The following is a 20104-nucleotide window of genomic DNA, read 5'->3' as shown; positions in this document are numbered from 1 at the left end:
CGCGATGGAAGAGAAGCTCCGCTTCGCCATCCGCGAAGGCGGCCGCACCGTCGGCGCCGGCGTGGTGTCGAAGATCATCGCCTGATCGCGATGAGCTGAAGACCCGGGGCCTGACGCCGCGAGGCGCGCCCGGACCCGAAGACAGGACGGCCCCGGAGAGCGATCTCCGGGGCCGTCTTGCTGTGGCGAAGACGTCAGGCGACGAGAAGGCGGGCGGCGGCCTCGGTCTGGGCGCAGGGGGAGGCGATGTCCCGGTCCGGGATCACGCCCGCGCCTTCGATGCGCGCGCCGGCCGGATCGCGGAAGTCGCGGATCGGCAAGGTCAACGCTCCTCCGTCGGGAAGGGCCCAGGTCATCGCGAACAGCACGGCCCCTGCGGTGCGCCGCCCGACGACCGGCGTCCGCCGGGCATGCCGCAGCGCGACTGTCAGCACTTCCGCACTGCTGGCGGTGCGCGGGCCGACCAGCAGCGCCACCGGCGACGACAAGGGCGCTCCAGCGGCGTCGCTGCGCCAGAGCTCGCTGCGGCCGCGGCGGACGAGCTGTCCGACAGGGGCGCCGGGGGGCAGCAGGCGGCTGGCCAGGCGGTGGAGCTGGCGGGCGTCGCCGCCACGATTGCCGCGGAGATCGAGGAGCGCCGGCGCGCCGTCGAGCGCCGTCAGTCGCGCGAGCAGCCAGTCGATCTGGGGCGGCGCGAAGGCGTCGAAGCGGAGCAGAACGGGGCCGCTGTCAGTCCGGCGTTCGCCGGTCGCCGGCGGCGGCGGTTGCGCCACCCAGTCGAGGGTCGCCGGACGGCCGGCCACCACGGCCTCCAGATGGTAACGCCGCACAGGGTCGCCCTGTCGCGGGCCCTGCAGGCCTTGCACGAGGATACGTCGCCCCACCAGGGCGGCGCCGGGCCCCGTCGCCTCGCATCGGGTAGGGAAGCCCTGCCAGCCTTCGCCGTCCCAGAGGATGTCGGCGCCGAGTCCCGCCACCGCCGCATCGTCGAGAAACAGAAGCCTGTCGCCGCGCCGCGGTCGCGGCAGCCTCGCCGTCCGGCCGGCGGGGAGCACGGCCGCCGCCGGCGGCCGCAGGATGACGTGAGACTGGTCAAACGGCTCGAGCAGGGGGAACAGGACGTCGAAGTAGAGCTCGACCCAGTCGCGCGCCTGCGCCGCCGCAGGCCGGCGCCGGCGTCGCACGCGGCGCCAGTCCTCGGCCGCCGGCGGGTCGAAGTGCTGCGTCCGCAGGAGGTTCCAGACGGCGTCGAACACCGCCAGTCCGTCGCGCCGGCGCGCCTCCTCCGGCCGCGGGGCGCAGCCGGTCGCAAAGGCCGAGCCGAGGCCGGCGAGAACCACCCGACGCGGCACGGGACTGCTCATGGGCGCGACGGTACGAAGGGAGGGCGGGGGCGGCAATCCCCCCGCGGCGACCGCCGGCCTAGCTGACGAAGCGCACCTCGACCCCGGGCTTCACCGCCGCCGCCAGCTGTTCGGCGTCCCAGTTGGTCAGGCGGATGCAGCCGTGCGAGGCGGTCTTGGCGATCTTCGACGGGTCGGGCGAGCCGTGGATGCCGTAGCCGTCCCGCGACAGGTCGATCCACACCGAGCCGACCGGATTGTTCGGCCCGGCCGGCACCACCACCGTCTCGGTCCCCGAGCCGTAGCTCAGCTCCTCGGGGTCGAAGGTGTAGTCGGGCTCCGGCGCCACCCCGTTGACGCGCAGGGTCCCGGACGGGGCGGGATTGCTCTCGGAGCCGATGGTGGCGGGATAGAAGGCGATCAGCCGGTCCGTGGCGTCGAAGGCGCGCAGGGACCGCTCGCCCTTGTCGACCACGATGCGCGCCACCTCCGGCAGGTCGGGGTCGCCCACGGCCGGAACCACCAGCCGCTGGCCGGCGCGGCGGAAGTCGACGTCGGGGTTCAGCGCCTGCAACAGCGCCTCGGTGATGTGGAAGCGCTCGGCGAGGCGCTCGCGCGGGCCGGTGTAGCGCACCCCCTGGCGCGCCTGCTGCGCGAGGTCGCCGGACGGCGGCGGGCTGAACGGCCCGGCGAGATCCTGTTCGGTGATCACATAGGTGGTCATGGCGGCGCGGGAGTCGGCGGCGGTGAGCCGCTGCATCAGGGCGTCGTCGATGGCGTCGCCCTCCAGCCCCTCGGCCTCGCGGAAGGCGGCCACCGCCTGGCGGGTGTTCTCCCCGCGCAGGCCGTCGATCACCCCGGGCGAGAAGCGCGAGCGGTCGAGGAGGATCTGCAGGCGCACGAGGCCGGGATCGGGGCGGGCGGCGGCGGCGGCGGCGTCGGCGCCGTCGGCCGGCGCGGAGCCCGCCCCGGACCCGCCGGCCGTCGTCTCCGGCGCCGGCATGGCCCGGTCGATCTGTTCGGCGGTGAAGACCGGCGCGGCGGCCGAAGCGGCGCGGCCGGAGGGATCGCCCGACGGTTCGCGGTCAGGGGCGCCGCAGGCGGCGAGGGCGAGGACGGCGGTCGAGGCGAGGATCAGGCGCATGGCTTTCCGGACAGTTGCGGGGGGTCCTGAAAGCCAATCCCCCGGGCCGCGCCGCGTTCCCGGCGGGCGTCAGCGCAGCGCCGCGGCCAGGCCCTCGGCGGCGGTCTCCGCCCAGCAGGCGTAGCCGGCGTCGTTGAGGTGAAGGTCGTCCGGCCCCACGCCGCCCCGCTCGAGCCCGTCCCAGCCGGCCATGGCGGCGAAGCGCCCGTGCATGGCGTAGCGCTTGCGTCCGGCCTCGAGGGTGAGCAGCCGGCTCATCTCCGCCAGCGCCGGATTGCGGCCCCGGAAGGCGGGGTTGGCGGTCGCCTCCGGCAGGCGCTGGGAATCGACCAGCAGGACGTCCACGCCCGCCGCGTCGAGGATCGCCTCGCCGCGGCGCAGGTCGGCGAAGACGTCGTCCATCGGCCGGTCGCGCAGCACGTCATTGGTGCCGATCTGCCAGATCACCAGGTCCGGCCGCACCGCCGCCGTCTCGCGCGCCAGCCGGTCGGCGGTCTCCCGCGCCGTCTCGCCGCCGATCCCCCGGTTGACGACCGTGACGTCGACTCCCGGCAGACGGCGCTCCAGCCCCGCCTCGAGCAGGGGGACGAAGGACAGCTCCCGCTGGCTGGCGCCGACGCCCTCGATCGAGGAGGAGCCCATGGCGAGGATGGTCAGCCGCCCGCCGGCCGCGGCGGCGCGACTGCGCGACAGGCCGTCGTTGGCCGCCACATGGTCGGCGGAGACCGGGCAGGCGGCCGGCGCCTGGGCGCGGGCCGCGGCGGGGAGGGCGGCGAGGGCGAGGGCGGCGGCGAGGGCGGCGATCTTCAAGGGTTGGGCTTTCCGGTGGCGGGGTCGACGGCGGTGTCGCCGGAGTTGGACGAGCCTTCGGAGCCGGCGGGCTCCTGGGCGGGGCGGGGCGGCTGGCCGTCGTGTTGCGGAGCGCGCTCCTCCTCATATTCGTTCTGGCGGCCGGGGTCACGGTTGGCGGTCATCGGAGGCTCCGTCGGGGTGGGTGTCCGGCAGCAACGCCTGCGCCGTCCCGCGGCTCCGCAGCATCCGATTCACCAATCCCCTAAACCGTACTGCAACGGCGACCGGCGCAGGATGCCGCCGGTACGACCTCGCCCCGGGAACCCATGACCGACACGCCGGACCTGGAGATCATCCGTCCCGACGCCCTGCGTCCGGAGGACCGCGACGCCTGGCAGGCGATCCGCGCCGCCGAGCCGCGACTGGACCACCCCTACCTCGACCCGCGCTTCGCCGCGGCCGCGGCCGGGGTCCCGGGGGCCGGCCTGGCGGTGTTCCGCCGCGGCGGGCGGGCCGTCGGCTTCTTTCCGTTCCAGCGCCGCGGGCGGCTGATCCAGCCGCTGGGCGCGCCGCTCAGCGACTACCACGGGGTGATCGCCGGCGCGGGCGAGGGACTGACCCCGGCGGTCGTGGCGGCGCGGCTGGGCGGGACGCTGCGGGTCGGGGGCTGGATCGTGTCGGACCTCGCCGCCGCCGGCTTCACCCCGCGCACCCGCATGGCCACCGACGTCACCGGCGGCCGCGAGGCCTTGGCCGCGCGGCTGGAGGCCCGCAGCCACCGCTTCTTCAAGAACATGCGCCGGCTGGGCCGCGGCTTCGAGCGCGACCACGGGGCCCCGGTGTTCGCCTGGGACGACCGCGATCCGGCGGTGCTGGACTGGATCGTCGCCCACAAGCGGGCCCAGTACCGCCGCACCCGCCGTCATGACGTCTTCGCCTGCGGCTGGACCGTCGACCTGCTGCGCCGGCTGCACGCCGCCCATCCGGAGGGATTCGGCCTGCGCGTGACCTCGCTGCGCAAGGCGGACGGGACCCTGGTCGCGGCCGAGGCGGCGCTGGACGACCGCCGCACCCTGCACCTGTGGTTCCCGACCTATGATCCGGCCTTCTCGCAGTACGGCCCCGGCACCCTGCTGACCCGGCGCGAGCTGGAGCAGGCGGCGGCGGAGGGCTACCGGCTCGTCGACTTCGGGGCGGGGGAGGAGGGCTACAAGTCGGCCCTCGCCGAACCGGCCGGGACGGTGTTCGAGGGCGTGGCCGACGGGCCGCGGCCGCATGCCGTCTCGGTGGCGGCCCGCGCCCTGGCGCACGGCCCCGCGCCGCTGCGACGCTTCGGCCAGAGCCTCGGCCGCCGCTTCGACATCATCAACGCCTGCGAGACCCGCGCCGCCGACTGGTGGGCCGGCGCGGCGGGGGCGGCCGCGGCCGCGGCCCGCAAGACCCTGGGAGCCGCCGCATGACCGATCGCCTGATCCCGGACCTCGACGCCGGCCAGCGCGCCGCCTTCGGGCGCACGCCGATGACCTACGCCCACCGGCTGCTGGACACGGGCCTGTTCGGGGACGAGGCGCTGGCGGCGCAGCTGGAGCGCCACCCCGCCGAGCTGTTCGACATCAACATTTTCCACTACGACGCCGACGACCAGGCCCTCCTGCAGACCGGGACCAAGGGCGACCGGCCGGGCGCGGCCCTGCTGGAGGCGGTCAAGGCCGGGCGGGTGTGGATCCAGATGCGCCGCATCCAGGATCACTGGCCCGAGCTGGGCGCGGCCATGCGCCGGGTGTTCGCGGAGCTGTCGGACCAGGTCCCCGGCTTCCGCCCGGTGCAGGTCACCGGCCAGCTGATCCTGTCGGCGCCGCAGGCCAAGGTGCCCTTCCACGCCGATCCGCCGGGCGTGACCCTGTTCCACCTGCGCGGCGAGAAGCGCATCTGGATCTATCCCGTCGACGAGGCGCACATGCCGGCCCGGTCGATGGAGAACATCGTGCTGGAGCAGCAGACCGAGGACCTGCCCTACCGTCGCGAGATGGACGCGGCGGCCGAGGTGTTCGACCTGAAGCCGGGCCTGGCCGCGGCCTGGCCGCTGCACGCGCCGCACCGCATCGAGAACCTCGGCAGCTTCAACGTCTCCCTGTCCTGCGACTACCAGACCTGGACCTCCCGCATCACCAACGGGGCGCACTATGCCAACGGGGTGCTGCGTCGCTGGGGCGCGCCGGTGCTGCCGGCGGACCGGGCGCCGATGGCGGCGCGGACGGCGCTGTGGGGCGCCTCGATGGCGCTGCGCCGCATGGGCGTGGTCAGGACCCGGCTGGAGTCCTACGAGCGCGCCTTCGAGCTGGGCGATGCGCCGCCGCCGCCGGACAAGGGGCTGATCGCGCCGCTGGCGATGCGCTAGGGCGCATTCTTACAACGGGGTCATGACCTCGATTTAAAGTGACTTGGCCCGGGCGCGGCCGCACCTTCCCGTCATCAGGACAGGGAGGCTCCGCCATGAAATCCGCCATCGTCATCCTTCCCGCCATCGCCGCCGCGGCGCTGGCCGGCCCGGCTCTCGCCAGGGAGCCGAACGTCGAGATCCGTCACGCCGTCGCCCGCGTCGCCGTCGTCGTCGAGGATCGCGCCGACGTCACTGTGGAGGTCGAGCAGGGGAGCTCCCAGCTGCCCGCCGTGCGCGTCAGCCGGGTCGGCGACGAGGTGCGCATCGACGGCGGGCTGCGTCGCCGCGGCTGGTTCGGCTCGAACAACGGAATCCGCAACTGCAGCAACGGCCCCCGCGACGCCCGGGCCGGCGAGGGGGCCTCGGCGGAAGTGCGCGGCCTCGGCCGCATCAATCTCTCCGACGCCCCGCTGATCGTGATCCGCACGCCGCGGGCGGTGGACGTCAGCGCCTCGGGCGCGGTGTTCGGTTCGGTCGGCCGGGGCGCGACCTCGGTCGATCTCGGCAATGGCGGGTGCGGCGCCTGGGACATCGCCAATGTCGACGGGCCGCTGTCGCTGAGCATCGGCGGCTCGGGCGACATGCGCGCGGGAACCTCGCGGTCGCTGGAGGTGGCGATCGGGGGCTCCGGCTCGGTCAGCGCCGGCGCCACCGGAAGCCTCGAGGTCGCTATCGGCGGCTCCGGGGATGTGACCGTCGCCCGCATCGACGGTCCGCTGGAGGTGTCGATCGGCGGCTCGGGCGACGTGCAGGTGCGCGGCGGGACCTCGCCCACGGTGGAGATCTCGATCGCCGGTTCGGGCGATGTCGACTTCAACGGGGTCGCCGGCGACGTCGACGTCTCGATCATGGGCGGCGGCGATGTGAACATCGCCCGCGCCACCGGTTCCGTCAGCCGCTCGATCGTCGGCGGCGGAGACGTCCGCATCGGCAGCTGATCCCCCTCGGCTGAAGCGGACGGAGGAGGCCCGGGAGCGTGGAACCCCCCGGGCCTTTTTCGTGCGCGCGACGCGGCGGGCAAGCAAAAGCCCCGGCGGATCGCTCCGCCGGGGCTTCTGTCGTCAGACCGTGAGGACGCTTACAGCGCGCCCAGCACGCCGGCGACGCCGGCGCCGGTCAGGTTGGCGCCGGCGCGGTCGCGGGCCTGCAGGCCGCCGCCGAACGAGTAGCGCAGACCGATGGTCCAGGTGTCGATGGTGACGTCCTCGACGTCGCCGCGGGTGTAGCCCGCCGCCACCGAGAACGGGGTGTTGGCGATCTCGTACTCGGCGCCGGCGCCGTAGGTCCACAGGTCGGCGTCGTCGCCGCCGGCGTCCAGGCTCGAGTAGCTGGCGCCGACGTTCAGGCGCAGGTTGGCCATCGGGTAGAAGGCCGCGTCGGCGCCCAGGGTCCAGGCGTCGATGTCGAGGTCGTCGACGGTGGCGTAGGCCAGCGAGCCGGTCAGGGTCGCGCCGGCGAGGTACTTCTGCGCCTCGGCGCCCACGGTCCAGGCCGTCTCGTCGCCGGCGTCGGCGGCGCCGACGAAGCCGCCGAAGCGGACGTCGGAACCGGCCATGCGGGTCAGGTGAGCCGTGCCCGACACGCCGGTGTCGTCGGCGTCGTCGCTGTGGTCGATCGAGCCGGCGAAGGTGGCGGTCCAGCCCGAGAAGGCGTCAACGGCGACGACGCCGTCGATGCCGTAGCTGTCGGTGTCGGCTTCCAGCCCGCCGAGCTCGACTTCGCTGCTGGCGTAGGAGACGCCGACCGAGCCGACCGGGCCCGACTGGGCGAGGGCGGGAGCGGCGGCGAAGGCGGCGACGGCCGCGGTGGCGAGGAAGAGAGACTTCATGTTGTTTTTTTCCGTTGCTGCAGCCGCGGGGAGTCGCGCTGCGGACCCCGGAGCTATCAGCCCGCCTCCGAGCGTCGCTATTACAAAGCTGTCACAAAACAGCGGCTTGCGACGGATGTGGCTGCCGCGCCACGCATTGTGGCGCCGAAGCGGCAGGCGGGCGGAAGCTTTGCGGCGGAGCCTCACCGGGCTGTCAGAAATCCCCCGCCTGGCCGCGCGGAGCGCGCCGCCGCGGCGGAAACGCGCCGCCCTGCTATCGCCGCTTGACGGAAGCGGAATCGACGGTCATAAGCCCCCACTCTTGTTGGACCGGCTGTGCACCTCCGGGTGCAGACGCGGTCCGCAGGAACGACCTGAGTACCTGTTCTTTGCAGCGCTTCAGGACTCCAGCGGCCTTCGCGGGCTACCGCGTGGGCCGATCGTTTTTGCGGACGTGCGTACCCTGAGGGTCGTCAGACCCGAAGGCCTCCGGTCTTTGAAATGGTTCACAGGGACGCGGTCCTCCGACCGCTTGGGAATAACAACCGATATGGATCAGAGCATCCGCATCAGGCTGAAGGCCTTCGATCACCGCGTCCTCGACTTTTCGACGCGCGAGATCGTCAACACCGCCAAGCGCACGGGCGCGACCGTTCGCGGTCCGATCCCGCTGCCCACCCTGATCGAAAAGTTCACCGTGAACCGCTCGCCGCACGTCGATAAGAAGTCGCGTGAGCAGTTTGAAATCCGCACGCACAAGCGCGTGCTCGACATCGTCGACCCCACCCCGCAGACCGTGGACGCGCTCATGAAGCTCGACCTGTCCGCCGGCGTGGACGTCGAGATCAAGATTTAATCGAGAAGGGCGGGATCCGACATGCGTACGGGCGTGATCGCCAAGAAGCTGGGCATGACCCGCGTGTTCGCCGATGACGGCGCGCACGTTCCGGTCACCGTGCTCCAGCTCGACGGCTGCCAGGTCGTCGGCCAGCGAACCCAGGAGCGGGACGGCTACGTCGCCCTGCAGCTGGGCGCGGGCATGAAGAAGGCCAAGAACACCAACAAGGCCCAGCGGGAGGCTTTCGCCAAGGCGGAAGTCGAGCCGAAGGCCTATGTGGCCGAGTTCCGCGTCGATGCGGACGGTCTCGTCGACGTGGGCGCCGAGCTGTCGGCCGACCACTTCGTCGCCGGCCAGAAGGTCGACATCCAGGGGCTGACCATCGGCAAGGGCTTCGCCGGCGGCATGAAGCGCTGGAACTTCGGCGGCCTGCGGGCGACCCACGGCGTGTCGGTCTCGCACCGCTCGCACGGTTCGACCGGCAACCGCCAGGATCCGGGCCGCACCTTCCCCGGCAAGAAGATGGCCGGCCACCTCGGCCAGGAAACCGTCACCCAGCAGAACCTGACCGTCGTCCGCGTGGACGCCGAGCGCGGCCTGATCCTGGTCAAGGGCGCTGTCCCGGGCCACGACGGCAGCTACGTCAAGGTTCGCGACGCCATCAAGAAGGCCCGCCCGGCCGACGCCCCGTTCCCGGCCGGCGTCAAGTCGAACAAGGCCGCTGCTCAACCCGCGGAGACCCCGGCTGAAGAAGCGCCGGCCGTCGAAGCGACCGAAGGCGGTGAAGCGTAATGAAACTCTCGGTCATCAAACTCGACGGCAAGGCCTCGGGCGACGTTGAACTGTCGGACGCCGTCTTCGGCATCACCGACATCCGCGGCGACCTGCTGGCCCGTTACGTCAACTGGCAGCTGGCCAAGCGCCGCGCCGGCACCCACAAGGTCCAGACCCGGAACGAGAACTCTCGCACCGGCAAGAAGATGTACAAGCAGAAGGGCACCGGCGGCGCCCGTCACGGTTCGCGCCGTGCGCCGCAGTTCGTCGGCGGCTCGCGCGCCTTCGGTCCGGTCGTCCGCTCGCACGGCTTCTCGCTGCCGAAGAAGGTCCGCGCCCTGGCCCTGAAGCACGCCCTGTCCTCCAAGGCGAAGGCCGGCGACCTGGTGGTCGTCGACACCGTCTCGGTCAAGGAGCCGAAGACCGCCGCCCTGCGCGAGCAGTTCGGCAAGCTCGGCTGGAACAAGGCCCTGATCATCGCCGGTCCGGAAGTCGACGCGAACTTCGGCCTGGCCGCGCGCAACATCCCGCACATCGACGTGCTGCCGAACGCCGGCCTGAACGTCTATGACATCCTGCGGGCCGACAAGCTGGTGCTGACCAAGGCCGCCGTCGAGGCGATCGAGGCGCGCTTCTCTGAGAAGGAGGCCGCGTAATGGCCGGCGCCCAACCCACCGCCAAGCACTACGACACCATCCTGGCTCCGGTGATCACCGAGAAGGCCACGATCCTGTCGGAACAGAACAAGGTCGTCTTCCGCGTGGCGGACGACGCCACCAAGGACGAGATCGCCGCGGCGGTCGAGGCCCTGTTCAAGGTCAACGTGCTGAAGGTCAACACCCTCGTCCAGAAGGGCAAGACCAAGCGTTTCCGCGGCATCATGGGCCGTCGGGTCGACATCAAGAAAGCGATCGTGACGCTGGCCGAAGGCCAGTCGATCGACGTCACGACGGGGCTCTGAACCGATGGCTCTGAAGACCTACAATCCGACTTCGCCGGGCCGTCGCGCCCTGGTGCTGATCGACCGTTCGGAGCTCCACAAGGGCCGTCCGGAGAAGTCGCTCGTCGAAGGCCTGACCAAGTCGGGCGGTCGCGGGCAGGGCGGTCGCGTGGCCGTCCGCTTCCGCGGCGGCGGGGCCAAGACCCTGTACCGCAAGATCGACTTCAAGCGCCGCAAGTTCGCCTCGGCGACGGTCGAGCGTCTGGAGTACGACCCGAACCGGACCGCCTTCATCGCCCTCATCACCTATGAGGACGGCGAGAAGGCCTACATCATCGCGCCGCAGCGCCTGAAGGCGGGCGACACGGTGGTGGCCGGCGAGCGCGTCGACGTGAAGCCGGGCAACGCCATGCCGCTGCGCTCGATGCCCGTGGGTACGATCATCCACAACATCGAGATGAAGCCGGGCAAGGGCGCCCAGCTGGCCCGTTCGGCCGGCGCCTACGCCCAGCTGGTCGGTCGCGACCAGGGCTACGCCCAGATCCGTCTCGGCTCGGGCGAGCTGCGCATGGTGCTGGACGGCTGCATGGCCACGGTGGGCGCGGTCTCGAACCCCGACCACATGAACCAGAACCTCGGCAAGGCGGGCCGCAAGCGTCACATGGGCTTCCGTCCGCACGTCCGCGGCGTGGCCATGAACCCGATCGACCACCCGCACGGTGGTGGTGAAGGCCGGACCTCTGGCGGTCGCACCCCGGTCACGCCGTGGGGCAAGGACACCAAGGGCACCCGCACCCGCAAGAACAAGGCTACGGACAAGTTCATCATCCGTACCCGCCACGTGAAGAAGGCTCGCTAACCGATGGCCCGCTCCTCCTGGAAAGGCCCGTTCGTCGACGGGTATCTGCTCAAGAAGGCCGACGCCGTTCAAACGTCGGGCCGCAAGGACGTGATCAAGACCTGGTCGCGCCGCTCCACCATCCTGCCGCAGTTCGTCGGTCTGACGTTCGGCGTCCACAACGGTCAGAAGCACGTGCCGGTGCTGGTCTCGGAAGAGATGGTCGGCATGAAGCTCGGCGAGTTCGCCCCGACCCGGAACTTCCCGGGCCACGCGGCGGACAAGAAGGCCAAGAGGAAGTAACCGATGGCCCAGACCAAGAACCCCCGCCGGGTCGGCCAGACCGAAGCCCGCGCCAAGCTGGTGAACGTCCGGATCAGCCCCCAGAAGCTGAACCTGGTCGCCGCCTCGATCCGCGGCCTGCCGGTGCAGAAGGCGCTCAACGAGCTGGAATTCAGCCGCAAGCGCATCGCCACCGACGTCCGCAAGGTCCTGTACTCGGCCATCTCCAACGCCGAGAACAACCACAACCTCGACATCGACAACCTGGTCGTCGCCGAGGCCTTCGTGGGCAAGAACCTGGTGATGAAGCGTTTCGCGAGCCGTGCTCGTGGCCGCTCGTCGCGCATCCTGAAACCGTTCAGCGAGATCACCATCGTGGTCCGTGAAGCCGGCGAGGCCGCCTGATGGGTCAGAAAGTCAATCCGGTCGGGCTGCGGCTCGGCGTCAACCGCACCTGGGACAGCCGCTGGTTCGCCGGCGGCGCCGACTACGCCAAGCTGCTGCACCAGGACCTGAAGCTGCGCGAGTGGCTGAAGGAGCGCCTGTCGGCCGCCGGCGTGTCGCGCATCATCATCGAGCGCCCGCACAAGAAGTGCCGCGTGACGATCTACGCCGCCCGTCCGGGCGTGGTGATCGGCAAGAAGGGCGCCGACATCGAGAAGCTGCGCAAGGACATCGCGGCCCAGACGGAAGGCGAGGTTCACCTGAACATCGTCGAGGTCCGCAAGCCCGAGACCGACGCCCAGCTGATCGCCGAGAACATCGCGCAGCAGCTCGAGCGCCGGATCGCCTTCCGTCGCGCCATGAAGCGCGCGATGCAGTCGGCCATGCGCCTCGGCGCCAAGGGCGTCCGCATCAACGTGTCGGGCCGCCTCGGCGGCGCCGAGATCGCGCGGATGGAGTGGTATCGCGAAGGCCGCGTGCCGCTGCACACCCTGCGCGCCGACATCGACTACGGCTTCTACGAAGCCAAGACGACGTACGGCATCATCGGCGTGAAGGTCTGGGTGTTCAAGGGCGAGGTCCTCGAGCACGACCCGATGGCCCAGGACAAGCGTTGGGCCCAGGAAGCCTCGGGTCCGTCGTCGAATGAAGGCCGCGAGCGCGGCGGTCCCCGCGGCGACCGCGGACCGCGTCGCGACCGGGGACGTGAGAGCTAAGTCATGCTGCAACCGAAGAAGACCAAGTACCGCAAGGCCTTCAAGGGCCGCATCCACGGTTCGGCCAAGGGCGGCTTCTCGCTGAACTTCGGCTCGTACGGGCTGAAGACGGTCGAGCCGGAGCGCATCACCGCGCGTCAGATCGAGGCGGCCCGCCGCGCGATCACCCGCCAGATGAAGCGTCAGGGCCGGGTGTGGATCCGGGTGTTCCCGGACCTGCCGGTCACCGGCAAGCCGGCGGAAGTCCGGATGGGCAAGGGTAAGGGCGCCGTGGACCACTGGGCCGCGCGCTGCCACCCGGGCCGCATCCTGTTCGAAATCGACGGCGTGCCGGACGACATCGCCCGCGAGGCGCTGCGCCTCGGCGCCGCCAAGCTGCCGGTCCGCACCAAGGTGGTCACCCGCCTCGACGCCGGCATCGCCCACACGGAGGCCGCTGCCTGATGACCAAGATCGCCGATCTCCGGTCGCAAACCGTCGACCAGCTGTCCGACGAGCTGCTGAAGCTCAAGAAGGAACAGTTCAACCTGCGCTTCCAGGCCGCCACCGGCCAGATGGAAAAGACCCACCGGGTCTCGGAAGTGCGCAAGGACATCGCCCGCATCTCCACGCTGCTGCGTGAGAAGCGGACCGTCGCTTAAGGGAACGAAGATGCCGAAGCGAATTCTCGAAGGCGTGGTCGTCTCCGACAAGGGCGACAAGACCGTTGTCGTCAAGGTCGAGCGCACCCTGCTGCACCCGGTCCTGAAAAAGACCGTCCGTCTGTCCAAGAAGTACCACGCCCACGACGAAGCCAACGCCCTCAAGGTCGGCGACCTGGCCCGCATCGTCGAGTGCGCCCCGAAGTCCAAGCTGAAGCGGTGGGAAGTCCTGCCCGCCTCGGCTTCGTAAGAAGAAGGATCGGATCCCATGATCCAGATGCAAACTAACCTGGAGGTGGCCGACAACTCGGGCGCCCGCCGGGTCATGTGCATCAAGGTGCTGGGCGGCTCCAAGCGCCGCTACGCCTCGGTGGGCGACACGATCGTCGCTTCGGTGAAGGAAGCGATTCCGCGCGGCCGCGTGAAGAAGGGCGACGTCGTGCGCGCCATCGTCGTGCGCACCGCCAAGGACATCATGCGCAAGGACGGCTCTGTCATCCGTTTCGACAAGTCGGCCGCCGTCATCGTCAACAAGCAGAACGAGCCGGTCGGCACCCGCATCTTCGGCCCGGTTCCGCGCGAGCTGCGCGCCAAGAACCACATGAAGATCATCTCGCTGGCCCCGGAGGTCCTGTAACCATGGCCGCCAAGATCAAGAAGGGCGACAACGTCGTCGTCCTGACCGGCAAGGACAAGGGCCGCACCGGCCAGGTCCTCAAGGTCCTTCCGACCGAGAACCGCGTGGTGGTGCAGGGGATCAACATGGTCCAGCGCCACACCCGCCCGACCCAGATGGACCCGCAAGGGGGCATCAAGAACAAGGAAGCGTCGCTTCACCTGTCGAACGTCGCGATCGCCGACGCCAACGGCAAGCCGACCCGCGTCGGCTTCCGCGAGGAAGACGGCAAGAAGGTCCGCTTCGCCAAGACGACGGGAGACGTCATCTGATGGCTACCGAGAAGTACACCCCGCGGCTGAAGTCCGAATACGTCTCGCGCATCCGCAAGGCGATGAAGGACAAGTTCGGCTACACCAACGAGATGCAGGTGCCCAAGCTGGACAAGATCGTCCTGAACATGGGCATCGGCGAAGCCGTGGCCGACTCCAAGAAGGCGACCGCCGCCCTCCGGGATCTGACCGCGATCGCCGGCCAGAAGGCCGTGCCGACCAAGGCCCGTAACTCCATCGCCGGCTTCAAGCTGCGCGAAGGCATGGTCATCGGCGGCAAGGTCACCCTGCGCGGCGACCAGATGTACGAGTTCCTGGACCGGTTCATCACCATCGCGCTGCCGCGGGTGAAGGACTTCCGGGGCCTGAAGGGCACCTCGTTCGACGGTCGCGGCAACTACGCCACCGGTCTGAAGGAGCACATCGTGTTCCCGGAAATCAACTACGACCAGATCGACCAGATGTGGGGCATGGACATCGTCGTCTGCACCACGGCCAAGACCGATGAGGAGGCCAAGGCCCTTCTCACCGAGTTCAAGTTCCCGTTCGTGAACTGAGCGGGAAGGGAAGAGAACAATGGCTAAGAAGTCCGCCGTGAACCGCAACGAGATGGTCAAGGCCCTCGTCGCGAAATACGCCGACAAGCGCGCCGCCCTGAAGGCGACCGCCAACGACGAGTCGCTGCCGCTGGAGGAGCGCTTCGAGGCGCGCCTGAAGCTGGCGCAGCTGCCGCGCAACTCGGCGCCGAACCGCATCCGCAACCGCTGCGAGGTGACGGGCCGTCCGCGCGCCTACTATCGCAAGCTGAAGATGAGCCGGATCGCCCTCCGTGAGCTGGGCAACCTGGGTCAGATCCCCGGCCTGACGAAGTCGAGCTGGTAAGGGGAGACAGACAGTCATGATGATCAACGATCCCCTGAGCGACATGATCGCCCGCATCAAGAACGCTGCGACCCGCAAGCGTTCGAAGGTGCTGACCCCGGCCTCGCGTCTGCGCCAGCGCGTCCTCGACGTGCTGCAGGACGAGGGCTACATCCGCGGCTACAACCTGGTGCAGAACCCGGGCGAGTTTCCGCAGTTCGAGATCGAGCTGAAGTACTTCGACGGCCAGCCGGTCATCGCCGAGATCAGCCGCGTGTCCAAGCCGGGCCGCCGCGTCTATTCGGCGATCAGCGACCTGAAGCCGGTCAAGAACGGCCTCGGCATCTCGATCCTTTCGACGTCCAAGGGCGTCATGTCCGACGCCGCGGCCCGCGAGGCCAACGTGGGCGGCGAAGTCCTCTGCAGGGTCTACTAAGATGTCCCGTATCGGCAAGAAATCCATCGCGATCCCGAAGGGCGTGACCGTCACGCTCAACGGCCAGACCGTGTCGGTGAAGGGTCCCAAGGGCGAACGCACCTGGACCGTCGCCGAGGAGATCGAGATCGCCCAGGACGGCGACGCCCTGACCCTGACCCCGCGCTCGGACACCCAGCGCGCCCGGGCCATGTGGGGCCTGTCGCGCACCCTGGTCGACAACATGATCGTCGGCGTCACCACCGGCTTCGACAAGACGCTGGAACTGGTCGGCGTCGGCTATCGTGCGGCGATGAAGGGCAACCAGCTGTCGCTGCAGCTCGGCTTCTCGCATGACGTCGACATCGAACCGCCGGCCGGCGTGACCTTCGCCGTGCCGAAGCAGACCGAGATCAAGATCTCGGGCAGCGACAAGCAGGCCGTCGGCCAGATCGCCGCCGTGATCCGCAAGCTGCGTCCGCCGGAGCCCTACAAGGGCAAGGGCGTCCGCTATGCGGGCGAGACCGTGCGCCGCAAGGAAGGCAAGAAGAAGTAAGCCATGGCCACCACTCTCAAGCAAAACGCCAAGCGTCGCGCCGAGCGCACCCGCCGCCGCCTGAAGGCCGTGGCCAACGGCCGCCTGCGCCTGTCGGTCTACCGGTCGGACAAGAACATCTCGGCCCAGATCATCGACGACGCCAAGGGCGTCACCGTCGCCTCGGCCTCGTCGCTGGAAGGCGGCAAGGGCGCCAAGGGCTCGGACGTCGCGGCGGCCACCAAGATCGGCAAGCTGATCGCGGAGCGCGCCATCGAGAAGGGCGTCAAGAACGTCGTCTTCGACCGTGGCGGCTACATCTATCACGGCCGGGTCAAGGCCCTGGCGGAGGCCGCGCGCGAAGCCGGCCTGAACTTCTAAGGGACGAGAAGCATGGCTCGTGAACCCAACCGCGGCGGCGGCGACCGCAACCGCCGCGACAACCGCAACGCTCCCGCCGCCGACGGTCCGGACTCGGACATCGTCGAGAAGCTGGTGCACATCAACCGCGTCGCCGCCACCGTGAAGGGCGGCCGCCGGTTCTCGTTCGCGGCCCTGATGGTCGTCGGCGACGGCAAGGGCCGCGTCGGCTTCGGTCACGGCAAGGCGCGCGAAGTGCCGGAAGCTATCCGCAAGGCGACCGAGGAAGCCAAGAAGACGATGATCCGCGTGCCGCTGCGCGAGAACCGCACCCTGCACCACGACGGTCAGGGCCGCTGGGGCGCCGGCAAGATCATGATGCGTGCGGCCCCTCCGGGCACGGGCGTCATCGCGGGCGGCCCGATGCGCGCGGTCCTCGAAACCCTCGGCGTCCAGGACGTCGTGGGCAAGTCGACCGGCTCGTCGAACCCCTACAACATGATCCGCGCCACCTTCGAAGCCCTGAAGGTCCAGTCCTCGCCCCGCCAGGTCGCGTCCAAGCGCGGCAAGAAGGTCGCGGATCTGATGGGTCGCCGCAACGACGGCGCCTCGGCGCCCGAAGCCATCGAGAGCTGATCATGGCCAAGAAAGAACAAGCCACCGTCACCGTCCGCCAGACGGGTTCGCCGATCCGCCGCAAGGCCGACCAGCGCGCCACCCTGGCCGGTCTCGGCCTCAACCGCGTGGGCCGCGAGTCCACGCTGGAGGACACCCCCTCGGTCCGCGGCATGATCGCCAAGGTCCGCCACATGGTGGAAGTGGTCGAGAAGTAAGCGGCGGCCGCCACGGCGGCTGCACCAGGTGAAGAGTGTCAGTGCTAGTGAGCCTTGGGGCGTGTTCCCTTGCGCTCACTAGCACTTTTCACTAGCACCCCGTCCTCAACGCCGAGTCCGGCCGCCGCCGGGCGCTAGCACCCGAAAGGATCAGGCACATGAAACTGAACGAAATCCGCGACAACGAAGGCGCCCACAAGAAGCGCATGCGCGTCGGCCGGGGCCCGGGCTCGGGCAAGGGCAAGACCTCGGGCCGCGGCGTCAAGGGCCAGAAGTCCCGCACCGGCGTCAGCCTGCTGGGCTTCGAAGGCGGCCAGATGCCGCTGTACATGCGCATGCCGAAGCGCGGCTTCAACAATCCGTCGGCCCTGAAGCTGGCCGAGGTGAACCTGTGGCGCCTGCAGGACGCCGTCGACGCCGGCAAGCTGGACGCGAAGTCGGAGATCAACGGCGAGGCCCTGGTCGCCGCCGGCGTGATCCGGCGCGTCAAGGACGGCGTGCGGGTGCTCGGCACCGGCGAGCTGAAGGCCAAGCTGAACCTGGTGGTCTGGTCGGCCTCCTCGGGCGCCGTGAAGGCGATCGAGGCCGCCGGCGGCTCGGTGACCCAGCAGCGCATCGAGGCCGAGGCCAAGGCCGCGGCCCGCGTCGAGAAGCGCAACGCCGCCAAAGGCAAGGCTCCGGCCCCCAAGGCTCCCAAGGGCGACGCCAACAAGGTGTCGGCCCGCGCCCGCCGGACCGCCGCGGCGAAATAAGCTGACGGGCGCCCTCGCCACGGGGGCGCCCTTCTCCTATCTGGACGCAGGCGGCGACTTCAGGTCCGATGCGCCGCGTTCTGATCAGTCGGGGTGACGACACATGGCTTCGGCCGCCGAACAACTCGCAGCGAACATGAACATGGGCTCGTTCGCCCGTGCGACCGAGCTGCACAAGCGTCTGCTGTTCACGATCCTGGCGCTGCTGGTCTACCGGATCGGCACCTATGTGCCGATCCCCGGCATCAACGCCGAGGCCTTCCTGCAGTTCTTCCAGAACCCGGACGGCCAGCGCGGCATCCTCGACATGTTCAACATGTTCTCGGGCGGCGCCGTCGAGCGGATGGCCGTGTTCGCGCTGAACGTGATGCCCTACATCTCGGCCTCGATCATCGTGCAGCTGCTGGGCGCGGTGTATCCGCCGTGGGAGAAGCTGAAGAAGGAAGGCGGCGAGAGCGGCCGCAAGCAGCTGAACCAGTACACCCGCTACCTGACCGTGGTGCTGGCCCTGTTCCAGTCGGGCGGCATCGCCATCGGCCTGAACGCCCAGCCGGGGCTGATCGACCAGCCGGGCCTGTTCTTCATCGTCTCGACCATCACCGTCCTGACCGGCGGCACCATGTTCCTGATGTGGCTCGGCGAGCAGGTGACGGCCCGCGGCGTCGGCAACGGCATCTCGCTGATCATCTTCGCCGGCATCGTGGCCGTGCTCCCGGGCGCCATCGCCCGCATGTTCGGCCTCGCCCAGGAAGGCCAGATCTCGGCCTTCACCCTGCTGTTCTTCGTCGCCATGGCCATCGCCGTGGTCGTCTTCATTGTCTTCATGGAGCGCGCCCAGCGCCGGCTGCTGATCCAGTATCCGAAGCGCCAGGAAGGCAACCGCATGGCCGGGGGCGAGCGCTCCTTCCTGCCGCTGAAGGTCAACACCGCCGGCGTTATCCCACCGATCTTCGCCTCGTCGCTGCTGATGCTGCCGACCACGGTGGCGCAGATGACCGCCAACGCGAACCTTCCTGACTGGATGAGCTGGCTGCCGCTGGTCACCGCCGAGATGCAGCACGGACGGCCGCTGTTCATGCTGCTGTACGGCGTGCTGATCGTCTTCTTCTGCTTCTTCTACACCTCGATCACCTTCAACCCCGAGGACACGGCCGAGAACCTGCGCAAGTACGGCGGCTTCCTGCCGGGCATCCGGCCGGGCAAGCGGACCGCGGAGTATCTCGACTACGTCCTGACCCGCCTGACGGTGATCGGCGCCGCCTACATCACCGCCGTCTGCCTGCTGCCGGAGATGATGATGGCCAACTCGGGCATGGGGCCCATGGTCATCGGCGGCACCTCGATCCTGATCGTGGTCTCGGTCACCATGGATACGGTGGCGCAGATTCAGTCCCACCTGCTGGCCCACCAGTACGAGGGGCTGATCAAGAAGGCCAAGCTGCGCGGCCGCGGCCGCGGGACCCCGGCGCCGGCGCGTCGCTGATCGATTACGCTCCGGGGAGGGCGCGATGAACCTGATCCTGTTCGGGCCCCCTGCGGCCGGCAAGGGCACCCAGGCCAAGCGGCTGGTCGAGACGCGCGGCATGGTCCAGCTGTCGACCGGCGACATGCTGCGCGCCGCCATCGCCTCGGGCTCCGAACTGGGCCTGAAGGTCAAGGATGTGCTGGCCCGCGGCGACCTGGTCACGGACGAGATCGTCATCGCCCTGATCGAGGCCCGTCTGCCGGAGGCCGAGGCCGCCGGCGGGGCCATCTTCGACGGCTTTCCGCGCACCGTGGCCCAGGCCGAGGCGCTCGACGCCATGCTGGCCCGGCGCGGCAGCCAGATCGACCGCGTCGTCCGCCTGTGCGTCGACGACGCCGCCCTGACCGAGCGGATCACCCTCCGCTTCGCCCAGCAGGGCCGCCCGGACGACAACCCCGACACCTTCCGCGACCGTCTGGCGGTCTACAACCGCAACACCGCGCCGCTGCTGCCCTACTACGAGAGACAGGGGAAGCTGGTGGAGATCGACGGCATGGGCTCGATCGACGAGGTCTCGGCCGCCCTGGACGCCGCCCTCGCCTGACCGCCTGAACGGCGGCTGAGCCTTCGCCGGCCGTCCGCGTTCATGCCGCATGTGGCATAGTCCGCGCGTGCTCGAGCCCCTGCAGACCCTGAAGCGTCCCCCGCTGCGCAAGCTGGGCGTGGCCGCGGTCATCGCCGCCGCCCATGTGGGGATCTTCCTCGTCATCGCCCGCACCCAGCCCGCCGCGCCCGCCGTCCTGCCGCCGGTGATCGAGGCGGTGCTGTTCCGGCCGCCGCCGCCCGAACCCCCGTCGCCGCCGGCGGAGCCCGCTCCGGAAGCCGGGGGCGGGGCGCCCGCCGCCGCCTCGCGCATCCATACCCCTCCGCCCCGCC

The 20104-nt window shown here is 70.1% G+C and carries 31 protein-coding genes and 2 pseudogenes; 28 read left to right on the top strand and 5 right to left on the bottom strand.

Annotated features, from left to right (window positions below):
• A partial coding sequence (locus H2038_RS14170) for a hypothetical protein (RefSeq protein ID WP_235929197.1) occupies positions 1 to 85 on the top strand: 85 nt, incomplete at its 5' end.
• Positions 86 to 194: 109 nt separating this feature from the next.
• Here H2038_RS14170 and H2038_RS14165 read toward each other — a convergent pair.
• The 4 genes from H2038_RS14165 to H2038_RS14150 form a co-directional block, all read right to left on the bottom strand.
• On the bottom strand, positions 195 to 1364 hold the full coding sequence (locus H2038_RS14165; protein ID WP_292114565.1) for a S41 family peptidase: 1170 nt from the start codon (positions 1362 to 1364) through the stop codon (positions 195 to 197).
• Positions 1365 to 1422: 58 nt separating this feature from the next.
• Complete coding sequence (locus H2038_RS14160) at positions 1423 to 2487, bottom strand: L,D-transpeptidase family protein (RefSeq protein ID WP_292114562.1); 1065 nt, start codon at positions 2485 to 2487, stop codon at positions 1423 to 1425.
• Between the two features lie 69 nt (positions 2488 to 2556).
• A complete protein-coding gene (locus tag H2038_RS14155; protein WP_292114559.1) occupies positions 2557 to 3297 on the bottom strand; it encodes a GDSL-type esterase/lipase family protein in 741 nt (246 codons plus the stop codon).
• Positions 3294 to 3461, bottom strand: a complete 168-nt coding sequence (locus tag H2038_RS14150; RefSeq protein ID WP_292114556.1) for a hypothetical protein — start codon at positions 3459 to 3461, stop codon at positions 3294 to 3296. Before H2038_RS14150 ends, H2038_RS14155 begins: the two co-directional genes overlap by 4 nt.
• A 144-nt stretch (positions 3462 to 3605) precedes the next feature.
• Between H2038_RS14150 and H2038_RS14145 the strand changes: the two genes are divergently transcribed.
• From H2038_RS14145 to H2038_RS14135, 3 genes are all read left to right on the top strand, one after another.
• On the top strand, positions 3606 to 4739 hold the full coding sequence (locus tag H2038_RS14145; protein WP_292114553.1) for a GNAT family N-acetyltransferase: 1134 nt from the start codon (positions 3606 to 3608) through the stop codon (positions 4737 to 4739).
• On the top strand, positions 4736 to 5677 hold the full coding sequence (locus H2038_RS14140; protein ID WP_292114550.1) for a transcriptional regulator: 942 nt from the start codon (positions 4736 to 4738) through the stop codon (positions 5675 to 5677). Before H2038_RS14145 ends, H2038_RS14140 begins: the two co-directional genes overlap by 4 nt.
• Before the next feature lie 95 nt (positions 5678 to 5772).
• Entirely contained in the window at positions 5773 to 6657 is an 885-nt protein-coding gene (locus H2038_RS14135) for a DUF2807 domain-containing protein (RefSeq protein ID WP_292114548.1), read from the top strand.
• A 140-nt stretch (positions 6658 to 6797) separates the two neighbouring features.
• Here the strand turns inward: H2038_RS14135 and H2038_RS14130 are convergent, their stop codons facing one another.
• Positions 6798 to 7547, bottom strand: a complete 750-nt coding sequence (locus tag H2038_RS14130) for a porin (protein ID WP_292114546.1) — start codon at positions 7545 to 7547, stop codon at positions 6798 to 6800.
• Between the two features lie 529 nt (positions 7548 to 8076).
• Here H2038_RS14130 and rpsJ point away from each other — a divergent pair.
• The 24 genes and pseudogenes from rpsJ to H2038_RS14010 all read left to right on the top strand — a co-directional run.
• Complete coding sequence (gene rpsJ / locus H2038_RS14125; protein WP_003164367.1) at positions 8077 to 8382, top strand: 30S ribosomal protein S10; 306 nt, start codon at positions 8077 to 8079, stop codon at positions 8380 to 8382.
• 21 nt (positions 8383 to 8403) lie between these two features.
• Positions 8404 to 9156: a 50S ribosomal protein L3 gene (gene rplC / locus H2038_RS14120; RefSeq protein WP_292114543.1), complete on the top strand. Its 753-nt coding sequence runs from the start codon at positions 8404 to 8406 to the stop codon at positions 9154 to 9156.
• The gene (gene rplD / locus H2038_RS14115; RefSeq protein WP_292114541.1) at positions 9156 to 9794 is read left to right on the top strand and encodes a 50S ribosomal protein L4; all 639 of its coding nucleotides are present in this window, start codon (positions 9156 to 9158) and stop codon (positions 9792 to 9794) included. Before rplC ends, rplD begins: the two co-directional genes overlap by 1 nt.
• Positions 9794 to 10099, top strand: coding sequence for a 50S ribosomal protein L23 (locus H2038_RS14110; RefSeq protein WP_292114538.1), 306 nt, complete (start codon positions 9794 to 9796; stop codon positions 10097 to 10099). Before rplD ends, H2038_RS14110 begins: the two co-directional genes overlap by 1 nt.
• A gap of 4 nt (positions 10100 to 10103) precedes the next feature.
• The gene (rplB, locus tag H2038_RS14105; RefSeq protein ID WP_292114536.1) at positions 10104 to 10937 is read left to right on the top strand and encodes a 50S ribosomal protein L2; all 834 of its coding nucleotides are present in this window, start codon (positions 10104 to 10106) and stop codon (positions 10935 to 10937) included.
• A gap of 3 nt (positions 10938 to 10940) precedes the next feature.
• Positions 10941 to 11219 carry a 30S ribosomal protein S19 gene (rpsS, locus tag H2038_RS14100; protein WP_292114534.1) on the top strand — a complete coding sequence of 93 codons (279 nt, stop codon included), beginning with the start codon at positions 10941 to 10943 and terminating at the stop codon, positions 11217 to 11219.
• A 3-nt stretch (positions 11220 to 11222) separates the two neighbouring features.
• The gene (rplV, locus tag H2038_RS14095) at positions 11223 to 11603 is read left to right on the top strand and encodes a 50S ribosomal protein L22 (RefSeq protein ID WP_092309758.1); all 381 of its coding nucleotides are present in this window, start codon (positions 11223 to 11225) and stop codon (positions 11601 to 11603) included.
• Positions 11603 to 12358, top strand: a complete 756-nt coding sequence (gene rpsC / locus H2038_RS14090) for a 30S ribosomal protein S3 (RefSeq protein WP_092309761.1) — start codon at positions 11603 to 11605, stop codon at positions 12356 to 12358. Before rplV ends, rpsC begins: the two co-directional genes overlap by 1 nt.
• Positions 12359 to 12361: 3 nt before the next feature.
• Entirely contained in the window at positions 12362 to 12802 is a 441-nt protein-coding gene (gene rplP / locus H2038_RS14085) for a 50S ribosomal protein L16 (protein ID WP_292114527.1), read from the top strand.
• Positions 12802 to 12999: a 50S ribosomal protein L29 gene (rpmC, locus tag H2038_RS14080; protein WP_292114523.1), complete on the top strand. Its 198-nt coding sequence runs from the start codon at positions 12802 to 12804 to the stop codon at positions 12997 to 12999. Before rplP ends, rpmC begins: the two co-directional genes overlap by 1 nt.
• Before the next feature lie 10 nt (positions 13000 to 13009).
• Positions 13010 to 13249: a 30S ribosomal protein S17 gene (rpsQ, locus tag H2038_RS14075; protein ID WP_056450347.1), complete on the top strand. Its 240-nt coding sequence runs from the start codon at positions 13010 to 13012 to the stop codon at positions 13247 to 13249.
• An 18-nt stretch (positions 13250 to 13267) separates the two neighbouring features.
• The gene (gene rplN / locus H2038_RS14070) at positions 13268 to 13636 is read left to right on the top strand and encodes a 50S ribosomal protein L14 (RefSeq protein ID WP_055832151.1); all 369 of its coding nucleotides are present in this window, start codon (positions 13268 to 13270) and stop codon (positions 13634 to 13636) included.
• 2 nt (positions 13637 to 13638) lie between these two features.
• The gene (gene rplX / locus H2038_RS14065; protein ID WP_292114519.1) at positions 13639 to 13947 is read left to right on the top strand and encodes a 50S ribosomal protein L24; all 309 of its coding nucleotides are present in this window, start codon (positions 13639 to 13641) and stop codon (positions 13945 to 13947) included.
• Positions 13947 to 14504: a 50S ribosomal protein L5 gene (gene rplE / locus H2038_RS14060; protein ID WP_292114515.1), complete on the top strand. Its 558-nt coding sequence runs from the start codon at positions 13947 to 13949 to the stop codon at positions 14502 to 14504. The genes rplX and rplE overlap by 1 nt, the downstream gene beginning before the upstream one ends.
• Positions 14505 to 14523: 19 nt before the next feature.
• On the top strand, positions 14524 to 14829 hold the full coding sequence (rpsN, locus tag H2038_RS14055) for a 30S ribosomal protein S14 (RefSeq protein WP_092309776.1): 306 nt from the start codon (positions 14524 to 14526) through the stop codon (positions 14827 to 14829).
• Positions 14830 to 14845: 16 nt separating this feature from the next.
• Positions 14846 to 15244, top strand: coding sequence for a 30S ribosomal protein S8 (gene rpsH / locus H2038_RS14050; protein ID WP_292114512.1), 399 nt, complete (start codon positions 14846 to 14848; stop codon positions 15242 to 15244).
• A 1-nt stretch (position 15245) separates the two neighbouring features.
• Positions 15246 to 15779: a 50S ribosomal protein L6 gene (rplF, locus tag H2038_RS14045; protein ID WP_292114509.1), complete on the top strand. Its 534-nt coding sequence runs from the start codon at positions 15246 to 15248 to the stop codon at positions 15777 to 15779.
• A gap of 3 nt (positions 15780 to 15782) precedes the next feature.
• Positions 15783 to 16139, top strand: a complete 357-nt coding sequence (gene rplR, locus H2038_RS14040) for a 50S ribosomal protein L18 (RefSeq protein WP_292114506.1) — start codon at positions 15783 to 15785, stop codon at positions 16137 to 16139.
• Between the two features lie 12 nt (positions 16140 to 16151).
• Positions 16152 to 16754: a 30S ribosomal protein S5 gene (rpsE, locus tag H2038_RS14035; RefSeq protein WP_092309788.1), complete on the top strand. Its 603-nt coding sequence runs from the start codon at positions 16152 to 16154 to the stop codon at positions 16752 to 16754.
• A 2-nt stretch (positions 16755 to 16756) separates the two neighbouring features.
• Positions 16757 to 16951 carry a 50S ribosomal protein L30 gene (gene rpmD, locus H2038_RS14030; protein ID WP_292114501.1) on the top strand — a complete coding sequence of 65 codons (195 nt, stop codon included), beginning with the start codon at positions 16757 to 16759 and terminating at the stop codon, positions 16949 to 16951.
• 158 nt (positions 16952 to 17109) lie between these two features.
• A pseudogene (gene rplO / locus H2038_RS14025) lies at positions 17110 to 17565 on the top strand (50S ribosomal protein L15); the annotation flags it as partial.
• Positions 17566 to 17806: 241 nt separating this feature from the next.
• Positions 17807 to 19186, top strand: coding sequence for a preprotein translocase subunit SecY (gene secY / locus H2038_RS14020; RefSeq protein ID WP_292114499.1), 1380 nt, complete (start codon positions 17807 to 17809; stop codon positions 19184 to 19186).
• 25 nt (positions 19187 to 19211) lie between these two features.
• Positions 19212 to 19772, top strand: a complete 561-nt coding sequence (locus H2038_RS14015; RefSeq protein ID WP_292114496.1) for an adenylate kinase — start codon at positions 19212 to 19214, stop codon at positions 19770 to 19772.
• A gap of 67 nt (positions 19773 to 19839) precedes the next feature.
• Positions 19840 to 20104, top strand: a pseudogene (locus H2038_RS14010) (hypothetical protein); the annotation flags it as partial.

Source organism: Brevundimonas sp. (assembly GCF_013912005.1).
Taxonomy (GTDB): Bacteria; Pseudomonadota; Alphaproteobacteria; order Caulobacterales; family Caulobacteraceae; genus Brevundimonas.
This window is presented reverse-complemented; position numbering and strand designations above follow the sequence as displayed.

Excerpts from the sequence above, each read along its gene's own strand:
- H2038_RS14165 (WP_292114565.1), bottom strand. The coding sequence starts at position 1,364 with ATGAGCAGTCCCGTGCCGCGTCGGGTGGTTCTCGCCGGCCTCGGCTCG.
- H2038_RS14160 (WP_292114562.1), bottom strand. The coding sequence starts at position 2,487 with ATGCGCCTGATCCTCGCCTCGACCGCCGTCCTCGCCCTCGCCGCCTGC.
- H2038_RS14150 (WP_292114556.1), bottom strand. The coding sequence starts at position 3,461 with ATGACCGCCAACCGTGACCCCGGCCGCCAGAACGAATATGAGGAGGAG.
- H2038_RS14145 (WP_292114553.1), top strand. The coding sequence starts at position 3,606 with ATGACCGACACGCCGGACCTGGAGATCATCCGTCCCGACGCCCTGCGT.
- H2038_RS14140 (WP_292114550.1), top strand. The coding sequence starts at position 4,736 with ATGACCGATCGCCTGATCCCGGACCTCGACGCCGGCCAGCGCGCCGCC.
- H2038_RS14135 (WP_292114548.1), top strand. The coding sequence starts at position 5,773 with ATGAAATCCGCCATCGTCATCCTTCCCGCCATCGCCGCCGCGGCGCTG.
- H2038_RS14130 (WP_292114546.1), bottom strand. The coding sequence starts at position 7,547 with ATGAAGTCTCTCTTCCTCGCCACCGCGGCCGTCGCCGCCTTCGCCGCC.
- rpsJ (WP_003164367.1), top strand. The coding sequence starts at position 8,077 with ATGGATCAGAGCATCCGCATCAGGCTGAAGGCCTTCGATCACCGCGTC.
- rplC (WP_292114543.1), top strand. The coding sequence starts at position 8,404 with ATGCGTACGGGCGTGATCGCCAAGAAGCTGGGCATGACCCGCGTGTTC.
- rplD (WP_292114541.1), top strand. The coding sequence starts at position 9,156 with ATGAAACTCTCGGTCATCAAACTCGACGGCAAGGCCTCGGGCGACGTT.
- H2038_RS14110 (WP_292114538.1), top strand. The coding sequence starts at position 9,794 with ATGGCCGGCGCCCAACCCACCGCCAAGCACTACGACACCATCCTGGCT.
- rplB (WP_292114536.1), top strand. The coding sequence starts at position 10,104 with ATGGCTCTGAAGACCTACAATCCGACTTCGCCGGGCCGTCGCGCCCTG.
- rpsS (WP_292114534.1), top strand. The coding sequence starts at position 10,941 with ATGGCCCGCTCCTCCTGGAAAGGCCCGTTCGTCGACGGGTATCTGCTC.
- rplV (WP_092309758.1), top strand. The coding sequence starts at position 11,223 with ATGGCCCAGACCAAGAACCCCCGCCGGGTCGGCCAGACCGAAGCCCGC.
- rpsC (WP_092309761.1), top strand. The coding sequence starts at position 11,603 with ATGGGTCAGAAAGTCAATCCGGTCGGGCTGCGGCTCGGCGTCAACCGC.
- rplP (WP_292114527.1), top strand. The coding sequence starts at position 12,362 with ATGCTGCAACCGAAGAAGACCAAGTACCGCAAGGCCTTCAAGGGCCGC.
- rpmC (WP_292114523.1), top strand. The coding sequence starts at position 12,802 with ATGACCAAGATCGCCGATCTCCGGTCGCAAACCGTCGACCAGCTGTCC.
- rpsQ (WP_056450347.1), top strand. The coding sequence starts at position 13,010 with ATGCCGAAGCGAATTCTCGAAGGCGTGGTCGTCTCCGACAAGGGCGAC.
- rplN (WP_055832151.1), top strand. The coding sequence starts at position 13,268 with ATGATCCAGATGCAAACTAACCTGGAGGTGGCCGACAACTCGGGCGCC.
- rplX (WP_292114519.1), top strand. The coding sequence starts at position 13,639 with ATGGCCGCCAAGATCAAGAAGGGCGACAACGTCGTCGTCCTGACCGGC.
- rplE (WP_292114515.1), top strand. The coding sequence starts at position 13,947 with ATGGCTACCGAGAAGTACACCCCGCGGCTGAAGTCCGAATACGTCTCG.
- rpsN (WP_092309776.1), top strand. The coding sequence starts at position 14,524 with ATGGCTAAGAAGTCCGCCGTGAACCGCAACGAGATGGTCAAGGCCCTC.
- rpsH (WP_292114512.1), top strand. The coding sequence starts at position 14,846 with ATGATGATCAACGATCCCCTGAGCGACATGATCGCCCGCATCAAGAAC.
- rplF (WP_292114509.1), top strand. The coding sequence starts at position 15,246 with ATGTCCCGTATCGGCAAGAAATCCATCGCGATCCCGAAGGGCGTGACC.
- rplR (WP_292114506.1), top strand. The coding sequence starts at position 15,783 with ATGGCCACCACTCTCAAGCAAAACGCCAAGCGTCGCGCCGAGCGCACC.
- rpsE (WP_092309788.1), top strand. The coding sequence starts at position 16,152 with ATGGCTCGTGAACCCAACCGCGGCGGCGGCGACCGCAACCGCCGCGAC.
- rpmD (WP_292114501.1), top strand. The coding sequence starts at position 16,757 with ATGGCCAAGAAAGAACAAGCCACCGTCACCGTCCGCCAGACGGGTTCG.
- secY (WP_292114499.1), top strand. The coding sequence starts at position 17,807 with ATGGCTTCGGCCGCCGAACAACTCGCAGCGAACATGAACATGGGCTCG.
- H2038_RS14015 (WP_292114496.1), top strand. The coding sequence starts at position 19,212 with ATGAACCTGATCCTGTTCGGGCCCCCTGCGGCCGGCAAGGGCACCCAG.